The organism is Bergeyella cardium (genome assembly GCF_009914665.1).
Lineage (GTDB): Bacteria > Bacteroidota > Bacteroidia > Flavobacteriales > Weeksellaceae > Bergeyella_A > Bergeyella_A cardium.
The window spans coordinates 1943513-1960043 of record NZ_CP029149.1; the positions used below are offsets into that span (position 1 = coordinate 1943513).

The window sequence follows — 16531 nt, forward strand, 5'->3', positions numbered from 1 at the left end:
AATAATCTCCCCACCCACTGCGTGACACTGTAGCCAGTGAGGCACTTAAAATTATTTGCTTCATCGGCTACGGTGTGCCCCTCGTGCTAACGAGTTTCTCAAAGGCTTTTCTGGGGGTGCCTCTCATTTTTATTTCTCCGCAATAGGTATAATTAAGTTTTTGGAGTATGTGGAGCATTGGGAAATTATCTTCATTAGTATCTACGCGTATGCTTGGGAGGTTCATTTTTAGGGCAATCGCTTCTATTCTTAGAAAAATTTCTTGTGCAAATCCTCTGCCTAATACTTTATCGGAAATTGCAACCCTATGAACGACTAAGAAATCTCCACCGATCAACCATTGACCTTTTATCTGCTTATAAGCGGGTTCATCATTTGCCCAAAGTGCTGCATAGCCTATGATTTTATCTCCTTCGGTGAGCACATATCCCACTCCCTTTTGCAGGTCTGATTCTACGGTACTAAAATTAGGATAGCCATCTTGCCACTGGCTACTTCCATCAGATTTTCGGCGGAGAATGGCCTGTTGGAGGATTTCCCAAATCATTGGTGCATCTTCTGGCTTTGCTTTTTTGAATTCTACTGGCTTCATATTTTATTCTAAACCTAATAAATAATAGACTACGGCATTTACTTTTGCTAAAAACTCGCGTGCCTGATTTCGGTAAAAATTCTCCTTTTTAAGGACATCCTCTGCATCAAATGCAAGGGCATTCATCTGATGATTTCGGGCATAGAATAAAGCCCTGAGATTATGAAAGCCTTGTGAAACAATGATGATATTCTTCTGGTGATAAACCTTTTTACAGTTGATAATAGATGCCTGAGTACGGAAACCTTTTGGGTCTTCTATGATGACATCTTCGGGTATGCCTTCTTGCTCTATTAGGTAGTGTTTCATCGCTAATGGTTCATTATAACCTTCACTTTTTTCTCCACTTACGATGATTTTTTTTATCTTTTTGTGGTGATAGAGCATTGCAACGGCCTCCATTCTCGCTACGAAATAAGGATTGGCAATTCCAGACTTCATCTTTGGTGAAGTGCCGAGCACAAGGGCGGTCTCCCTTGGTGGTATTTTAGAGATTTTATTATAAGTACGCCCATTGGTCAGTGCGAAAACCCACATATTTGCCAGTATCATTAAAATAAGGAGCACTTCCAAAAGGTTGAGAATGAAATTGAATATGAATTTTAATATCTTCAATATAAGTGGGTTTTTGATTTGTGTTTTGTTAAGTGCTAATTTTTTTCTACTTTTAGCCCTCGAAAAATAAACGATAAATTAGATATCCAAAATTAAAGATTTTTTTGAAATGAGAAAGTTTATTCTACCCTTAGCATTAGGATTGGCGGTTGTTTCTTGTAAAAAAGAAGCGCCAGTAGAAACCACAGAAAACAAAACTGAAACCACTACCGAAAGCCCGAAACTCAGCTTAAAGGAGTACACTCCTGAGAAGGTCTCCGAGCTTCTCAGCACTAAGAATGACACGCTTTATGTAACCAACTTCTTTGCTACTTGGTGCGGACCGTGTGTAAAGGAAATCCCACATTTTAAAGAGGTAATGGACGAGAACAAAGACAAACCCGTGAAATTCACTTTTGTGTCCCTTGATGAGAAAGCCGACTGGGAGACTAAAGTCCTCCCTTTTGCTGATACAAAAGGCATCACTGCAAATACTGTTCTCTTAAACTTCGAGTCGCTAAACGAGGGCTTTTTCTCTTCCAACTTCAAAACTTGGGACGGAAACTTCATCCCCTTTACTATTTTGAGGAAGGGCGATAAAGTAGAAGAAATAGGCGGAGGTGTTTCTAAGGAAATCCTCGTAAAAAAGATGAGCAGCTTAAATTAAAATTTATCTCTTCATTTTATAAATTAAACAATGGGCAGGGGCTTTACTAAATTTTACGGTGTTTTAGTAGCCCTTGCTTTTTTTGCGGCATTTCTCAACCTGAATACGGGCTTCATCTCACTCTCTACGAGTGATTTTTTATACACCAACAGCCCGAATTATGACATTGCGGTACTTCGCTTTCACAGGGTTATCGCTGTGCTTATTGCGGGTGTCTCGATTCCAACTGCAGGCTTTGTGCTTCAAGAATATTTCAGGAACCCCCTTGCGGGTGCGGAGGTCTTGGGAATCAGCGCTGTGGCGAGCCTTGCCGTAGCTTTGTACATCTTTCTTTCTAAGGACCTCCTCTTCCCAGAATTTCTTCAAAACAACCTTCTAAACCTATCCGCCATTGTCGGTAGCGTCTTAATGCTCCTCATTCTCCTCGCATTTTCAAGGAGGATTGCCGATAAATCATTCCTTATCATCTTCGGCTTTTTGGTTTCTGCGCTGGCGGGGGCTGTTATCTCGCTCTTGCAGTTCTACGCCGATAGCCAAAGCCTTAGAAACTACATCCTTTGGAGCTTTGGAGCGAATAATCAGCTCTCGGGGAGCCAAATTTTCATCTTGGGTGGCACTACCCTAGTTGGTTTAGCCCTTTGCATAAGGGTCATCAAGCCCCTAATGGGCATCAGCCTTGGGGAGAACTATGCGCTTTCGCTCGGAGTAAATCTCCACAGGCTAAAATTCCTCGCCATCATCACCACCTCATTGCTTTCGGCGTCGGTTACGGCATTTATGGGCAGTATTCTATTCATTGGCATCGTTATTCCCCACTTCAGCAGGCTCCTCTACAACCCGTCAAGGCTCTGGCATCAGTGGCTGCTTAATATGGCATTAGGCGTTCTCATTATGGAGGTATTTTCTGCGCTCTCGGAGGTTTTGAGCCTTTCGCTCAACATTATCAGCTCTATTTTCGGTATTCCTGTGATATTAATGATGCTCATCAAGGGAAAAAGATAGTGATTCACCAAAAAAATCTTAGGTTTTTCATTATAATTTTTTACTTTTGTGGGCAAATAAATCAAAATAGTGATCAAAACAAAGCATATTTTAGAGAACTGCACTACGGTTTTTATGATGAGAAATATAAGCTCTAAACTCTGCTGTGAAGATACAGGCCGATAATCTGCGAGATTGTCGGCTTTTTTATTGAAGAAAATCTAAGTAAGAAAGTTTGAAATAAAAGTAAAAAGTAAAAAAGAAAAAATGAACAACACTTACAAATCTGCGGGGGTCGACAAGGAGGAAGGCTACAAAACGGTAGACAAAATCAAGAAAGCCGTTGCCGAAACTCATAATCCGAGCGTGCTCAATAGCCTTGGGAGCTTCGGGGCGTTTTACGAAATCGGAGGCTACAAAAACCCCGTGCTCGTCAGCGGTACCGATGGCGTAGGCACCAAACTAAAAGTAGCCCTCGACACCAAGCAGTATGGCTCCATCGGTATCGATTGTTTTGCGATGTGTGCCAATGATATCCTCTGCCACGGCGCCAAGCCGCTTTTCTTTTTGGATTACCTCGCCTGTGGGAAGCTCGACTCCGACATTGCTGCGGAAATCGTGCTCGGTATGGTCAAAGCGTGCAAAGACAACCAATGCGCCCTCATCGGTGGGGAAACGGCAGAGATGCCAGGAATGTATCAGCCAGGCGATTATGATGTTGCGGGCTTCTGCGTAGGGATTGTAGAAAAAGACGAAATCATCGACGGCTCTAAGATTCAAAAAGGCGACAAAATCATCGCTCTCCCGAGCTCTGGCTTTCATTCTAATGGCTTTTCCTTAGTCCGAAAAGTCTTCACCGATTTTAATGAAACCTTCGATGGCAAACCTTTACACGAAACCCTCCTCATTCCCACAAGGCTTTATTACCAACCGATTCACAAATTATTAAAAGAGGTGAGCCTCCACGGAATTGCCCACATCACAGGGGGCGGGCTTATAGAAAATGTACCGAGAATCATTCCCGAAGGGCTTTGTGCCTCCATCAGCACTGGGGAAATCCGCATTCCAAACATAATGCTCGAGCTTGAGAAGAGGGGCAATATTAGCCGAATGGAGATGTACGGAACCTTCAATATGGGCGTGGGAATGACTGTTGTCGTGAGCGAAGCCGACACCGAGAAAGTCCTCAACCTCTTAGACGACGCCTACCTCATTGGCGAAATCACCGAAAACTCAGAGAAAATAGCTTTAGTATAGCGCACAAACAGCGATTTATCAATTAAAATCAAGAAAAAAAACAACAAAAATAAATATAAAATGAAAAAATTAATCTTATCATTAGCGCTGTTATCCACTCCTTTTATCTTTGCACAAGAGAATTTTAATACGCTTTTAGCAAAAGCAAAGCAAGGGGACGCAACCGCACAGTATGAAGTAGCAAAAGCATACACAAAGGACAAAAGCATGGTGCAGGAGGACACCCAAGCTGTCCATTGGTATACAAAGTCCGCTGAGCAGGGGAATGTAGATGCTCAGTTTGCTCTGGCTATGATATATTATGTAGAAGGAACTACTCCACAGGACTCTACTAAAGCATTTTTCTGGATGAAGAAAGCAGCAGAGCAAGGCAATGCAGATGCTCAGTATAATTTAGGACTGTTGTACTATGATGGATATGGTGTGTCGTATGATTATTCCAAAGCTGTTTATTGGTATACAAAATCTGCTGAGCAAGGGCTTGCGGAGGCTCAGTTTAGTTTAGGAGGTATGTATTATTTCGGGCAAGGAGTACAAAAGGACATTACCAAAGCTAAATATTGGCTTCAAAAAGCAGCAGATAAAGGACATAAGGGGGCTCAAGAAGGACTAGAAGTACTAAAATAATAATAATTTTTTCTAAGTTTTTAAAGAAAACAAAGCAGAGGAATACAACCACAGCACAAGAAGAGAAGAAAGCCTATTAATTTAAAATAATGCATTCTAATGGCTGGTCTCAGAAAAAAGAGCTATTAGAAAAAATGAAATATTTCTAATTACAGAGAAAATTAAACCGATCTAAAAATCAGAAATTATACTGGCTTTCTTATCTTTGCTCCCCTAAAATTATATTTAATGAAAAAGTTGATTTTAACTTTAGCGGTATTGTCTGCCCCTTTTATGTTTGCACAGGAGAATTTTAATGACCTCTTAAAGAAAGCCCAAAAAGGAGACGCCACCGCACAATATGAAGTAGGAAGCCATTTTATCTTAGAGAAAAAAGATTATAAGACTGCTATAGAATGGTATGAAAAAGCAGCGAAAAAAGGTAATATCAAGGCACAGGAAACCTTGGGGATATTGTACGAAAATGGGCAAGGCATCCCACAGAACTACCCTGAAGCCATCTCTTGGTATACCAAAGCCGCCCAAAAAGGCTCCACAAAATCTCAGTATAATTTAGGAACTCTTTATTATAGCGGTGAGGGCGTTGCGAAGGATTATAAGAAAGCCGTAGACTGGTACACCAAAGCTGCGGAACAAGGCTACGCCGATGCTCAGAATGATTTGGCATTTATGTACTATAATGGCTACGGCGTACCAAAGAACACCGAAAAAGTAGTGTATTGGGCTACCAAAGCAGCAGAGCAGGGAACAGCAACGGCTCAGCATAACTTAGGCTATTTTTATAGTAAAGGAGAAATAGTTACTAAGGACTATGAAAAGGCAATCTACTGGTATACTAAGGCTGCGGAGCAGGACTATGTGCTATCACAGTATGAGCTGGGCTTGTTGTATGGTATGGGAGAAGGAGTGCCGCTGGACTATGCAAAGTCTATCCAATGGCTGGAGAAAGCAGCAAGTAAAGGGCATATGGAATCCATAGAACTGTTGGAAAAAATCAAAAAAGTCGTAGAAAAGTAAGTCTAAAATGAAAAAATTGATTTAATATTTGGGGGCGTGCTTCGCCCCTTTTGTTTCGGCGCAGGAGGATTTTTCCGCGCTTTTGAAGAAAGTGGATTAGAAGACCTAAGGATATTTAAAAGCCAGCATAATTATTGACTTTTTTTATCTTTGCTTTTCTTTAACTTATAATTAATGAAAAAACTAATTTTAACCATTATTACTTTATTTATTAATCATTATGTACAAGCACAGGAAAATCCAGATGAAATTATTAGTGATGATACAGAGGAACACATCATTGCTCAATACGATGTAGAACCTACCTATCTTAAGGATTTAAGTATAAAACAGGATTACGAAAAAGCAAAATCTTTGTATCAAAAAGCAGCAGAGAAAAATCAAAAATTTGTAAAAAGTAAATTAGGTTATATTTACAGCCAAAAGCAGGATTACAGCAAGGCTAAATTCTGGATAAAAATTGCTGCAGAGAAAGGCGATAGAGAAGCACAAAATAATTTAGCCTCTTTATTCGAATATGGTTTAGGTGTAAAGCAAAATTATAATAAAGCTATAAAATGGTATAGGGAATCTGCAGAAAAAAAATATGATTTAGCACTAAATAATCTGGCTATTCTCTATGCTAAGATGGGAGACTATTCTTCGGCAAGGTTCTGGTCAGAAAAAGCTGCTGAGCAAGGAAATGCTACCTCGCAGGGGATTTTAGGTGCTTTATATGAAGAAGGTTTTGAGGTGGAGCAGAGTGATGAGTTATCATTTTTATGGTATAAAAAAGCTGCAGAGAATGGTAATGAAACTGCACAGAATAATTTAGGGCGTATGTACTTTAATCAGCAAGAGTATAACAAGGCTTTATATTGGTTTCAGCAATCGGCAGACAAGGGTAATATAGATGCATTATATAATCTTTACATTATTTATGCTAAGGGATTAGGAACCAGTAGGGATTTTGAGAAAGCAGAAGAATTTCTCATAAAAGCTGCTGCAAAAGGTCAGCCACAAGCACTGGAAGTACAAAGAATCAGGGATTAAACCCTGATTCTTTTATAAATATACTATCTTTACAGTGTTTTAAATTAGTAAAGAAATTACACTTTATGACAAAAAAAAGACTAAACTACTAATTCTTAACTATAAAAAATAATTTTAGAGAAAAAAACTAATTTTATTACCACTCCCTAAAAACTAATAATCTTAAATACAGCAGATTTTCATCCACATATGATAACCGAAAAATAAATAAACTATACAAAAATGAATAAAATAATGGAAAATAAGGAATTAGAACAAGATTGGGTAGTCTATATAGGCAGTGTAGCTGAAAAACCTGCCGCTTTCAGAGTAGATTTGGGACTAGCACAGTTGGCTCCAATTACAGACTACTTCCATAGAATAAGTATAACTACTAATCTGAAAAGCCCAACAGAAGAAGGCTTCTCACAAGAGAGTGAGTATGAGGAAATCTATCAAATAGAAGATAGAATTTCACAAATATTGGAGGACAAAGGAGCAATTTTGTGTGGTGTAGTTACTCGCGAAGGCGAGGTGTGTTGGTACTATTATACTCAGGATAAAAGCAGTGCTGAGCAAGTTCTAAGCGATATAAAGACCTCGGATTTCGGTTATAATTTAGAAACTAAAATTTCTGATGATGCCAACTGGGAAGCATATTTCCAGTACCTCTTCCCAAATATCTATGAAATGCAAGGTATTCAGAATGACAGGGTTCGTCAGCAATGCAAAGAGGCCGGTGACCAGCTTAGTACCGAACGAGAGATACAGCATTGGCTCTATTTCTCAACTGAAACAAATATGAGAAACGCTCTGGCCAAAATAGAAGAATTTGGATTTAAAATATTAGAAGCTGGAGAGATAGACTTAGAGAATGAAGAGCCACAGTCGGAGCCCGTAGGTTTTAAAATCCTTGCCTCAAAAATAAACTCTCCACAGGATATAGATGATGATACTTGGAATCTTATTGACATCGCCCTTGATCATAATGGAGAATACGATGGCTGGGAAACTCAGATTATAAAATAGCCTAAAACCTCCCCTAAAAAGGAGGTTTTCCTTATTCGTGCATTTCCCAACTAAATAAAATATATTTGCGTAATGAGAAATTTAAGGATGGATACTAAAAAATTACTACTCGCATTAGGGCTTTTTATGATGAGCGCCCCTACCCTATTCTACTCACAACTAACTCCCCACATCTCCGAGAAAAGATTGAGCAAAGACACCTCAAAAGCGGATATTGATGGGGTTTATATCTTTTATAATGATGAGGGAGCAGTCGCAAAGCAAGTCATTAAGAAAAACGGAACTCCCATTGTAAAGACAAAGCACTTCAAAAAAAGTATAACGGGTAAAAAGTTTCAGATTTTGGTGAATGATAAGGAACATTTCCCTACCCGCATCCAAAAACAGCTTCAAAACCAACCATCGGTCTACCCAATGCCAGAGAAATTCATCGCTATATCCGATATAGAAGGGGAATATAATGCGTTTCGTACCTTCCTCATTAATAATAAAGTCATTGACAAGAATAATCAGTGGATTTTCGGTTCTGGGCACTTGATTACACTTGGGGATTTCTTCGATAGAGGGCTATTGGTAACTCAAACCCTCTGGCTCATCTACTCCCTCGAAGAACAGGCGGAAAAAGCAGGCGGGAAAGTACATTTTATACTCGGAAACCACGATATAATGAATATGAGCCACGACTTCCGATATGTGCGCAAGAAATATTTTGAAAATGCCCGCTTAATGAATGAGGAATACATCAATTTCTACAAGCCAAATACCGAGCTTGGTCGATGGCTGGGCACAAAAAATATCATTGAAAAAATTGGTTCTTATGTATTCGTACACGCGGGTATCTCTAAAGAGGTGAGCGACCTTAATCTATCCATTCCAGAGATGAACAGCATCGCAAGGCGGTATTATTTCAATACAAAATCAGCACAAACTAGCTCTGATAAACTCGCCAATGGACTTTATATGTATGCTAAAAGTCCAACTTGGTACAGAGGCTTTGGGAAAGCAGATATTGACAGGTCAGATTTTGAAGAAATCAGACAAAAAATGGGTGCTGATAAGTTCGTTATAGGGCATACACTGCATACAACTATTACCTACCTCCTCGATAAGAAAGTAATTGATATAGATGTGCATCACGCAGGCGGTAAAACCCAAGGATTGCTCGTAGAAAATGGCAAGGAATACGCGGTGGATATTCACGGGAATACATCTGCAATCGTAGAAAATGCAAGCCCAGAGGACGGAGACTAACCCCAAAATAAACCTTAGAGAAATGAAGAATATCGTTGTTTTAGCATCAGGATCGGGTTCTAATTTAGAGCGAATTATAGAATGTACCCAAAATGGTGAAATCCCCAATACCCAAGTGCGCCTTGTAGTAGCCGACAGGGATTGCTATGCTCTCCAACGGGCAAAAAATCACGAGATATCCAATCAGCTCATCCCTCGTGGGAAGGATTTCTGCGAGAAACTTGAAGAGATTCTACCTGAAAACACAGATTTGATAGTATTGGCAGGCTTTCTTTCCATTATCACAAAGGATTTTGCGGAGAAATACAAGGGTAAAATCATCAATATTCACCCTTCTCTCCTGCCCAAATTCGGTGGTAAAGGGATGTGGGGGATGAATGTACACAAGGCTGTCATCAATGCTAATGAACCTGAAAGCGGCGCAACAGTACATTTCGTGACGGCAGGTATAGACGAAGGGGAAATTATCATACAAGGTAGCGTGCCCCTCTCTCCCAATGAAACCCCAGAAAGCCTCGCTGAGAAAATCCACGAGATAGAGCATAAAATCTTCCCAGAGGGGATTAGAAGGGTGTTAGGAAAATAAAAAAAACAATACAAACCAAGAATAATAATTTATTAAATAAATAGACTATGCGTACTTTTTTTAATGGAGCCAATTGCGATATATACATTGGTCAAGGTGCAGGCAAGAAACTATTAGATGATATTACCAATGCCAAACGAAGTGTAAAGATTGTTTCCCCATTTTTATCTCCTTTTCTAATAAAAGAACTTATTTATCTGTATACAAGAGGTGTCAATGTTCATCTAATCACCACAGATAATATCGAAGACTATTATGATTCTTCTTACGAAAAGAATATTTATAAACTTATTCGGCAAACCAGAATCATAGATAAAGAAGCTGAAAGAATTAGAAATAAATGGTTAGATATTGTAAAATATCTCCTTTTTGCTAATATTGGATTAATCTGTATTTTATCACTCTCTGCATTTTTTTACTGGGATATGAAACTAATTTATGGATTAATCCCAATTCTTCTAATATTCCTGATTAGAAGTTATTTTAAAGAGAAAATAAAATCCAAACGGATTTACAATTATGAGTACTCTCAGCTATTTCCTTTCAAGGTATATGTCTCTCCTCAAAATTTCAATATGTATAAAAATATGTATATACATAGTAAAATCTATATCATTGATGATGAAATTGCTTATATGGGATCGCTAAACTTCACAGCAAACGGTACCAAAGATAATTTTGAAACCCGAATAAGAACCACAGATGAAGGAGCATTAGAGAAAATTGTAGATATATTCAAAGAACTTTTTTATCACTCTGGATTACCCGAAAGAGATATTCAATCGTGGGGAAGTTTTCTATATAAAGAGCCTATAAATTAAAGGTATTGTTAAATTACTATATTTAGTTTATTATTTAGCTTTAAAAACAAAACTATGGATAGAAAAGAACTTTTAGAATCATTAGATAAACTTAAAAAGGGATATATTTCTTCTATCAATACTCTTGAAATAATGATGAATTGGGGAAGAGTACAACTGGAATCCCTTTATGCTACTAAAATTGGAAAGTATAAAATAGAATTGCTGGAGCTCAATATTCAACTAAAAGCACTAAAAAAGAAAATACAGTTTTGTCATCAATACATCAATCAGGACAAAGAGCCAGCATTTGATAAGATAGAAGCAGAAGTAGAGGCGATGATAAAGAAAGCATATGAAGAAGTACATTTAGAAAAGCAAAAGATTGTAATGGGGAAAGAATTTCTTAAAAATTTACATTCGCCAACTGACAGTGCAGAAATCCGCAAAATCTATCGAAATATTGCAAAATCACTGCATCCAGATATCAATCCTCATCTTACAGAATATCAAAAAGAGTTATGGTATATATTTCATAAGGCATATAAAAGTGGCGATTTAGATAGGCTTAAAGCATTAGAAGTAGCTTTTTCAGAAGATTTGAAAAAATCTGAAGAACAAAATGAGGAACTCTCAGAAGAAGAAATTTTATTACAAACCGCTACCTTAGCACAAGGTATAAAAGAGTTGGAAGAAGATATTGCAAATCTTGAAAAGGAATTTCCTTTTAATATTGCTGACCAAATTCGTGATGAAGAATGGGTAGAGGAACAGCAGGAAATATTAAAAAATGAGATAGATGAAATAAAAAAAGTAATTAAGGAAAAAGAAAAAATCTATAAACTAATAAGAGAAACTTATGAGTAATCAAGAAAATTTTGAACTTAGCAAAACAGATCCTGCATTACTAAAATTAGTAAGCGGAGGGACAATATCTTTTAAAGCATTTGAGGAGGATATTCTTGCTTTAGCATCTGTTATAGCAGGCACATCACACCAAAATCTCAGCGAGATAGAAGATAAGATCATTATAAAAGAATCCATACTTAAACTAAAACGAGAACCTGATAATGAGTATGATAAATTTGCAATCTGTATTCTATTTGAGGAGCATAAACTCGGATATATTCCCAAAGCAAAGAACCAAACTATTGCCAGACTAATGGATGCTGGCAAAGAGTTTTATGCTAAAGCTACCCATAAAGAATGGGAAGGGAAATGGTTAAAAATAGATATGGAAGTATTTTTAAAAGATTAATAGGATAACAAATGAGGCTTTTTAAACAAAAAAATCTATTGTTTTCTGGGAGAAAATCTCCCCTTTTAAATTAGAAAGAGATATTCAACAACTATTTGAAAACAACTCTGAACAAATTATTGGATTAAAATTTATAAAAACATCTCAATGGACTGGTATTTAAAACAGAATATCCGTGGTGTGATTCATCATTTAGAGAGTACTTTAAATAAAAAGTCATCAAACTTCACCCGATTAGAGAAACAGACAACAGGATATTACTATCTTATGGCTCTTATTAGCAAAATGGATACCCTAGCTTATAATAATTATGGAGATTTTGTAGATAGAATTGATTTTATTATAAATATGTTTCCAACTAAGAGAAATGGGAGTCTTCGCTATGGAAAATACCTTACTCATTATTATAACTTTAGAAAATATATCCGAAAAGAATACGGCTATCTTCATAAAAATGTAATCTATTGGAAAACATTTATATACCTTTCATTATCAGGACTGGTTATAGGAGTTTTTACAAATATTTATATGGGGATTATTTTAGGTTTATTTTTAGGACACTTTATAGGAATTTCTCGTGAAAAATATGTTAGAAAACAAGGGTTGATATTAGATTCTGAACTTAGCAACTCGAAAAATCAAAATTAAACTCAATAAAACAAACACTAATGACAGAAAAAGAAAAAATGCTTTCAGGAAAGCTTTATTTCTCTGATGATAAGGATTTAGTAGAAGAGAGGAAAATCGCCAAATTACTGGTCTTTGAACTGAATAACCTCAATATTTTGGAGAAGGAAAAACGGCGGGAAATATTCAAAAAATTATTGGGGAAAATTGGAGAGAATTGCTATATAAAATCACCATTTTACTGCGATTATGGAGCAAATATAGAGATTGGTAAAAACTTCTATGCAAACTACAATACCACAATTTTAGACTGTGCAAAAGTTCAGATCGGGGATAATGTATTCTTTGGACCGAATGTTTCTCTATTTACAGTAGGGCACCCGATTGATGCAGAAATACGAAATTCAGGAGTAGAATTCGCACTGCCGATCAGTATAGGAAATAATGTTTGGATTGGTGGCAATACGGTGATCAATCCAAATGTTTGCATCGGTGATAATACCGTTATCGGGGCGGGAAGCGTTGTTACGAAGGACATCCCCAGCGGTGTCGTGGCTTTCGGAAATCCTTGTAAAGCCCATCGCGAAATCAATGAGAACGACAAAGAATTTTACTTCAAAGATTTAGCATATAAGCAAACAAAAAGTGGATAAATTTATCCACTTTTGCGCTTAATTTTCTTCTGATTCGGATTTTTTAGCTATCATTTTATAACTGAAATAACCTAAAAACAAAATCAGAACTATCATTATCCCTGAAAGCCAATAATCGCTCTCCATCAGGGGTTTGCTTCTATTATCCGCTTGCTTCACAATCATTTCATTTGATAGGCTTACGGTATCTTTTTTCTCTCTGCTAATTTTCTCTTCAAAGGTTTCTATATCATAGTTTGGTCTGTCGATAATCTGCTGATTACCATAGGTAAGAATGTAATCTCCACTTTTTTCGGCTTTAAAGACGATCCCATTTTCATAGGTTTTCACTTCTATTTCAGAGATTTTCAGTGGTGGATTATCTCCATTATCAATTACAATCATCATCTGCTTGGCGAGCACCTCTTTATAAGATTTCAGGTCAGCCCCCTTCAATGAGGAAAGCGTACCATCCGCAATGCCAGAATACTCCGCCAGCTTGCCTTTCTCCGTAGCAATAGTATCGATTGCATAAATGCTTATTGGGCGATAAAAATCGTTTTTATTTTCAACCTTTATGCGGAATGAGTGTATGGGCAAGCTATTTTTCAATGAAAAAACAGCTGTACTCGTCTTTGATTTTTTATCATTTTTAACCTTAAAGTTCTGAATCTTATGAACATTGAATTTCTGATATTTCAGAACATCATCATTCTGAAAAGCAGCTTCTGAGAGCAATGGCTTTTCATTGGTTTTCACTAATATGCGGTAATATTTATATCGTGTTTTCTCAAAAATCAAATTTTCAAAACTAAAATCTGTTTTGGAATTTTGGATGGACAAAACCCTGTAATTTTCCAGAATACCAAACCACTCTTTCTGGTCATTACTGCCCTCTAAATCAATTCTCCAATCAAAATTTTTGTTATCAAATGAGAGATTAATCTCACTGATTTCAGACTGATTATCCTCTCTTTGGAGTGTGAAATAATAGCCCTTATCGGTTTTGGTTTTGTTCAGAATTTCAAAATACTCATCCGTCTGAGCCTCAGTTCCCCAAATTCCTGAGATAAGATAAGGTACCTCCAAACTATCTTTCTGGCGAATGCGATAAATCCTAAGGTCTGCAAGGCTGGGCTCTGCTTTTTCATAGAGATTATCGGGGATTCTGAAGTAGTTCCACGAATTTTGTTTTGCATTGATTTTCCTCTTATAGCTTATTTTTGTCTGTGCTGTGCCATTAGCAAACAGCAAAATAAAACCGCCAAAAATTATCGATTTAATTATTCTTTTCACTTTCTGATATTTTATCTTTAAATTTATTATAAAGGAATGATATGATTAATAAAAGCACTCCTAAGATAATGAACACCACTATTTTTGAAATCGTATCTAAATCACTGATATCGTAGAAGAAGAGTTTCAAAAGGGTGAAAGAAAACAAAACAATCGCTCCTATTCTGAGGTGTTTCTTGTGTTTTGCTATTCCGATGCAAATGAGCGCGAGCGAATAAACTCCCCATAAAATACTTAGCCCCAGCTTGAAAACATCTTCATATCGATTGATGGCGAGCCAATTAATCAGCTCATTACTCAAAAAGCTGATGACTGAGGTATAAACCACCAGATCTGCTAATATCCTGATTTGTACGGACTTTCCCTTAAATGGCAATTGCCTTATATTCATCCATAAGCTAATGAGCGCCAATGCGATGCAAACCAAAAGCAGATAGCGCACCAGTACATACTTCAGCCCTATATCATAATACAATTCCTCTGCTCTGTGGATATACGCCTCTCTCAGTTCTCCAAGTGAGTAAAAACCAGCCGTTTGTGCTAAAACCAACGAAAATAAAATCAGTATTGCGGCTACTATCCCCAGCGCTTTGCTTTTTATTTTCAATAGGTTAAAGAAGGAAAGCAAACTAAAAAATATCAGCGCATAGCTTATTTTATAAATCGCTGTATAATCCTCAATTACAGGATTAAAACGAATCCCTTCACTCCTTGTATGCAAAATTGTGCTGGCTTCCCATTGGCTAAAATATAATTTCATCTCATTATAGAAACTGAAATATGCCACAATCACCAATAAAACCGAAAATATTACTTTCACAATCTCAAGCAATTCCTTTTGATTTTTTTCTGCAAAATCGTTCTTCTTATGAAAAATAGAGAGAACAACGGATAAGCTCGTGCCAACCAGCAGTGTAGTAAAGAAAATCGGATTGATGAAAATCAACATCTCATTATGGTAATTTGACCAATCTTCGCAAAGGCTAAAAAACGCCAGTGGGAGTATGATAAACGACAGATATTCATAGAATTTCACCTTCTGCTTTCGCCCTACCCAGAACAAAATCAGCCCCTGAACCGCCCAGAGCATCGTAACCCAATTGCCATCCCATTCTATCGGGATTGCTATCGTAATAAATCCAAAAACCAGACCGAGCACCAAGTAGAAAATACTGCGGTCTGCCAGCTTTTTATTTCGTATAATAACGCCTACTACAAAATGTATCAGCGCATTAAACACCGTAAAAAGCCCTATATATCGGCTTGTATTTTCTTGCAAGAGCACGCCAAACTCTATCCCATAGTATATAAATGAGTTGAGCAACAGGAAAATCACATCACCAACATCTAACATTTTATTGCTGATGATTTTATTCACAATCCCAGAAATGTAAAATTGTAAGAAAAATAAAGTCCCGAAACCAAATGCGATGCTCTGATAATGAATATTATCACTATCATAAACTAACCAAACTGCACAAGCTATCCAAGTGAAGAAAAACGAAGAGCAGAACAATAACCGCCAATACTTTTTAATCGAAATCGCTAAAATACCGAGATTAATCAATCCAATATAGCTGAAAAGCACTACAATATCCCCTGTATTTGATGAGAGAATAAAAGGAATGGCATAAGCGCCAACTAAACCAATATGCGCTATCACTGAGCGGTTATAGCTGAGCGATGCCAGCACGGTAAATACAGTGAAAACGAGCATTAATACGAATGCCAGCACTTGCGGTATCAGCGAATAGAAATCATATGCAAAATAAGTTAATAAGTAGAATATCGCCATCGCACCGCTCACGAGTACAGCACTATACGATTCATACTTTTTCCTTAGTCTGTAACTAAAAATCAATAAAATTCCCCCAGAAATATAACCTAAAACGATTCTCGTAAGAGGGTTGATAAGGTCATTCTCAATAGAATACTTCGCACCCAATGCCACACCGATAATCAGAATTAAAATCCCAACTTTATTAATCCAATTCTCACCGATAATCTTCTCCCAATTGAATGTTTTCTCTGGTTTTTTAGGCTTAGGAACAGAGATTTTTGCCTCTGGTTTCTTCGCGTCAGTTTGTAGGCTTATCACCATTTCAGCCTTTGCTGGCGCTGGCTTTTCGGCTGGCTGAACTTGTACAGGATGCACATCTCCCACCAAAGCAGCAATCTGCTCTTCTATCGCTTTTATCTCCCGCCCAAAGCTCTCTTGCCGCAGACTGAGCTCTTTCAACCTGGCACTCAGCTCTTCTATGAGCAAATCATTTTTTTTCATCTTTCAAATGTACAAAAAAATCTCT

At 37.4% G+C, this 16531-nt stretch carries 18 protein-coding genes; 14 read left to right on the forward strand and 4 right to left on the reverse strand.

Annotated features, from left to right (window positions below; translation table 11 throughout):
- Positions 1 to 67: 67 nt before the first annotated feature.
- Entirely contained in the window at positions 68 to 592 is a 525-nt protein-coding gene (locus DBX24_RS08855; RefSeq protein ID WP_120488993.1) for a GNAT family N-acetyltransferase, read from the reverse strand.
- A 3-nt stretch (positions 593 to 595) separates the two neighbouring features.
- On the reverse strand, positions 596 to 1207 hold the full coding sequence (locus tag DBX24_RS08860) for a SanA/YdcF family protein (protein ID WP_120488992.1): 612 nt from the start codon (positions 1205 to 1207) through the stop codon (positions 596 to 598).
- 109 nt (positions 1208 to 1316) lie between these two features.
- Between DBX24_RS08860 and DBX24_RS08865 the strand changes: the two genes are divergently transcribed.
- The 14 genes from DBX24_RS08865 to DBX24_RS08930 all read left to right on the forward strand — a co-directional run bounded on the left by DBX24_RS08865 (position 1317) and on the right by DBX24_RS08930 (position 12950).
- A complete protein-coding gene (locus tag DBX24_RS08865; RefSeq protein WP_120488991.1) occupies positions 1317 to 1853 on the forward strand; it encodes a TlpA family protein disulfide reductase in 537 nt (178 codons plus the stop codon).
- Positions 1854 to 1883: 30 nt separating this feature from the next.
- A complete protein-coding gene (locus DBX24_RS08870; protein WP_120488990.1) occupies positions 1884 to 2855 on the forward strand; it encodes an iron chelate uptake ABC transporter family permease subunit in 972 nt (323 codons plus the stop codon).
- Between the two features lie 246 nt (positions 2856 to 3101).
- Positions 3102 to 4091: a phosphoribosylformylglycinamidine cyclo-ligase gene (purM, locus tag DBX24_RS08875; RefSeq protein ID WP_120488989.1), complete on the forward strand. Its 990-nt coding sequence runs from the start codon at positions 3102 to 3104 to the stop codon at positions 4089 to 4091.
- Between the two features lie 60 nt (positions 4092 to 4151).
- Positions 4152 to 4718, forward strand: coding sequence for a tetratricopeptide repeat protein (locus tag DBX24_RS08880; protein ID WP_160224628.1), 567 nt, complete (start codon positions 4152 to 4154; stop codon positions 4716 to 4718).
- Positions 4719 to 4946: 228 nt separating this feature from the next.
- Positions 4947 to 5735 (forward strand): tetratricopeptide repeat protein, encoded by a 789-nt coding sequence (locus DBX24_RS08885; RefSeq protein WP_160224629.1) that lies wholly within the window; start codon positions 4947 to 4949, stop codon positions 5733 to 5735.
- A 174-nt stretch (positions 5736 to 5909) separates the two neighbouring features.
- Positions 5910 to 6767, forward strand: coding sequence for a tetratricopeptide repeat protein (locus DBX24_RS08890; RefSeq protein WP_120488986.1), 858 nt, complete (start codon positions 5910 to 5912; stop codon positions 6765 to 6767).
- A gap of 222 nt (positions 6768 to 6989) precedes the next feature.
- Positions 6990 to 7775 carry a DUF695 domain-containing protein gene (locus DBX24_RS08895; protein WP_120488985.1) on the forward strand — a complete coding sequence of 262 codons (786 nt, stop codon included), beginning with the start codon at positions 6990 to 6992 and terminating at the stop codon, positions 7773 to 7775.
- 72 nt (positions 7776 to 7847) lie between these two features.
- On the forward strand, positions 7848 to 9026 hold the full coding sequence (locus DBX24_RS08900; RefSeq protein WP_309568990.1) for a metallophosphoesterase: 1179 nt from the start codon (positions 7848 to 7850) through the stop codon (positions 9024 to 9026).
- Positions 9027 to 9048: 22 nt separating this feature from the next.
- Positions 9049 to 9612: a phosphoribosylglycinamide formyltransferase gene (gene purN, locus DBX24_RS08905; RefSeq protein WP_120489696.1), complete on the forward strand. Its 564-nt coding sequence runs from the start codon at positions 9049 to 9051 to the stop codon at positions 9610 to 9612.
- 47 nt (positions 9613 to 9659) lie between these two features.
- Positions 9660 to 10433 (forward strand): phospholipase D-like domain-containing protein, encoded by a 774-nt coding sequence (locus DBX24_RS08910; RefSeq protein ID WP_120488983.1) that lies wholly within the window; start codon positions 9660 to 9662, stop codon positions 10431 to 10433.
- 54 nt (positions 10434 to 10487) lie between these two features.
- Positions 10488 to 11279 carry a J domain-containing protein gene (locus DBX24_RS08915; protein ID WP_120488982.1) on the forward strand — a complete coding sequence of 264 codons (792 nt, stop codon included), beginning with the start codon at positions 10488 to 10490 and terminating at the stop codon, positions 11277 to 11279.
- Positions 11272 to 11670, forward strand: a complete 399-nt coding sequence (locus DBX24_RS08920; protein WP_120488981.1) for an HIRAN domain-containing protein — start codon at positions 11272 to 11274, stop codon at positions 11668 to 11670. The genes DBX24_RS08915 and DBX24_RS08920 overlap by 8 nt, the downstream gene beginning before the upstream one ends.
- Positions 11671 to 11817: 147 nt before the next feature.
- Positions 11818 to 12318 carry a hypothetical protein gene (locus tag DBX24_RS08925; protein WP_120488980.1) on the forward strand — a complete coding sequence of 167 codons (501 nt, stop codon included), beginning with the start codon at positions 11818 to 11820 and terminating at the stop codon, positions 12316 to 12318.
- Between the two features lie 20 nt (positions 12319 to 12338).
- Positions 12339 to 12950 (forward strand): sugar O-acetyltransferase, encoded by a 612-nt coding sequence (locus DBX24_RS08930; protein ID WP_120488979.1) that lies wholly within the window; start codon positions 12339 to 12341, stop codon positions 12948 to 12950.
- A gap of 18 nt (positions 12951 to 12968) precedes the next feature.
- Here DBX24_RS08930 and DBX24_RS08935 read toward each other — a convergent pair whose 3' ends face one another.
- Positions 12969 to 14225, reverse strand: a complete 1257-nt coding sequence (locus DBX24_RS08935; protein ID WP_160224630.1) for a DUF3999 family protein — start codon at positions 14223 to 14225, stop codon at positions 12969 to 12971.
- Positions 14209 to 16506, reverse strand: coding sequence for a DUF2339 domain-containing protein (locus DBX24_RS08940; protein WP_160224631.1), 2298 nt, complete (start codon positions 16504 to 16506; stop codon positions 14209 to 14211). Before DBX24_RS08940 ends, DBX24_RS08935 begins: the two co-directional genes overlap by 17 nt.
- Positions 16507 to 16531 lie beyond the last annotated feature (25 nt).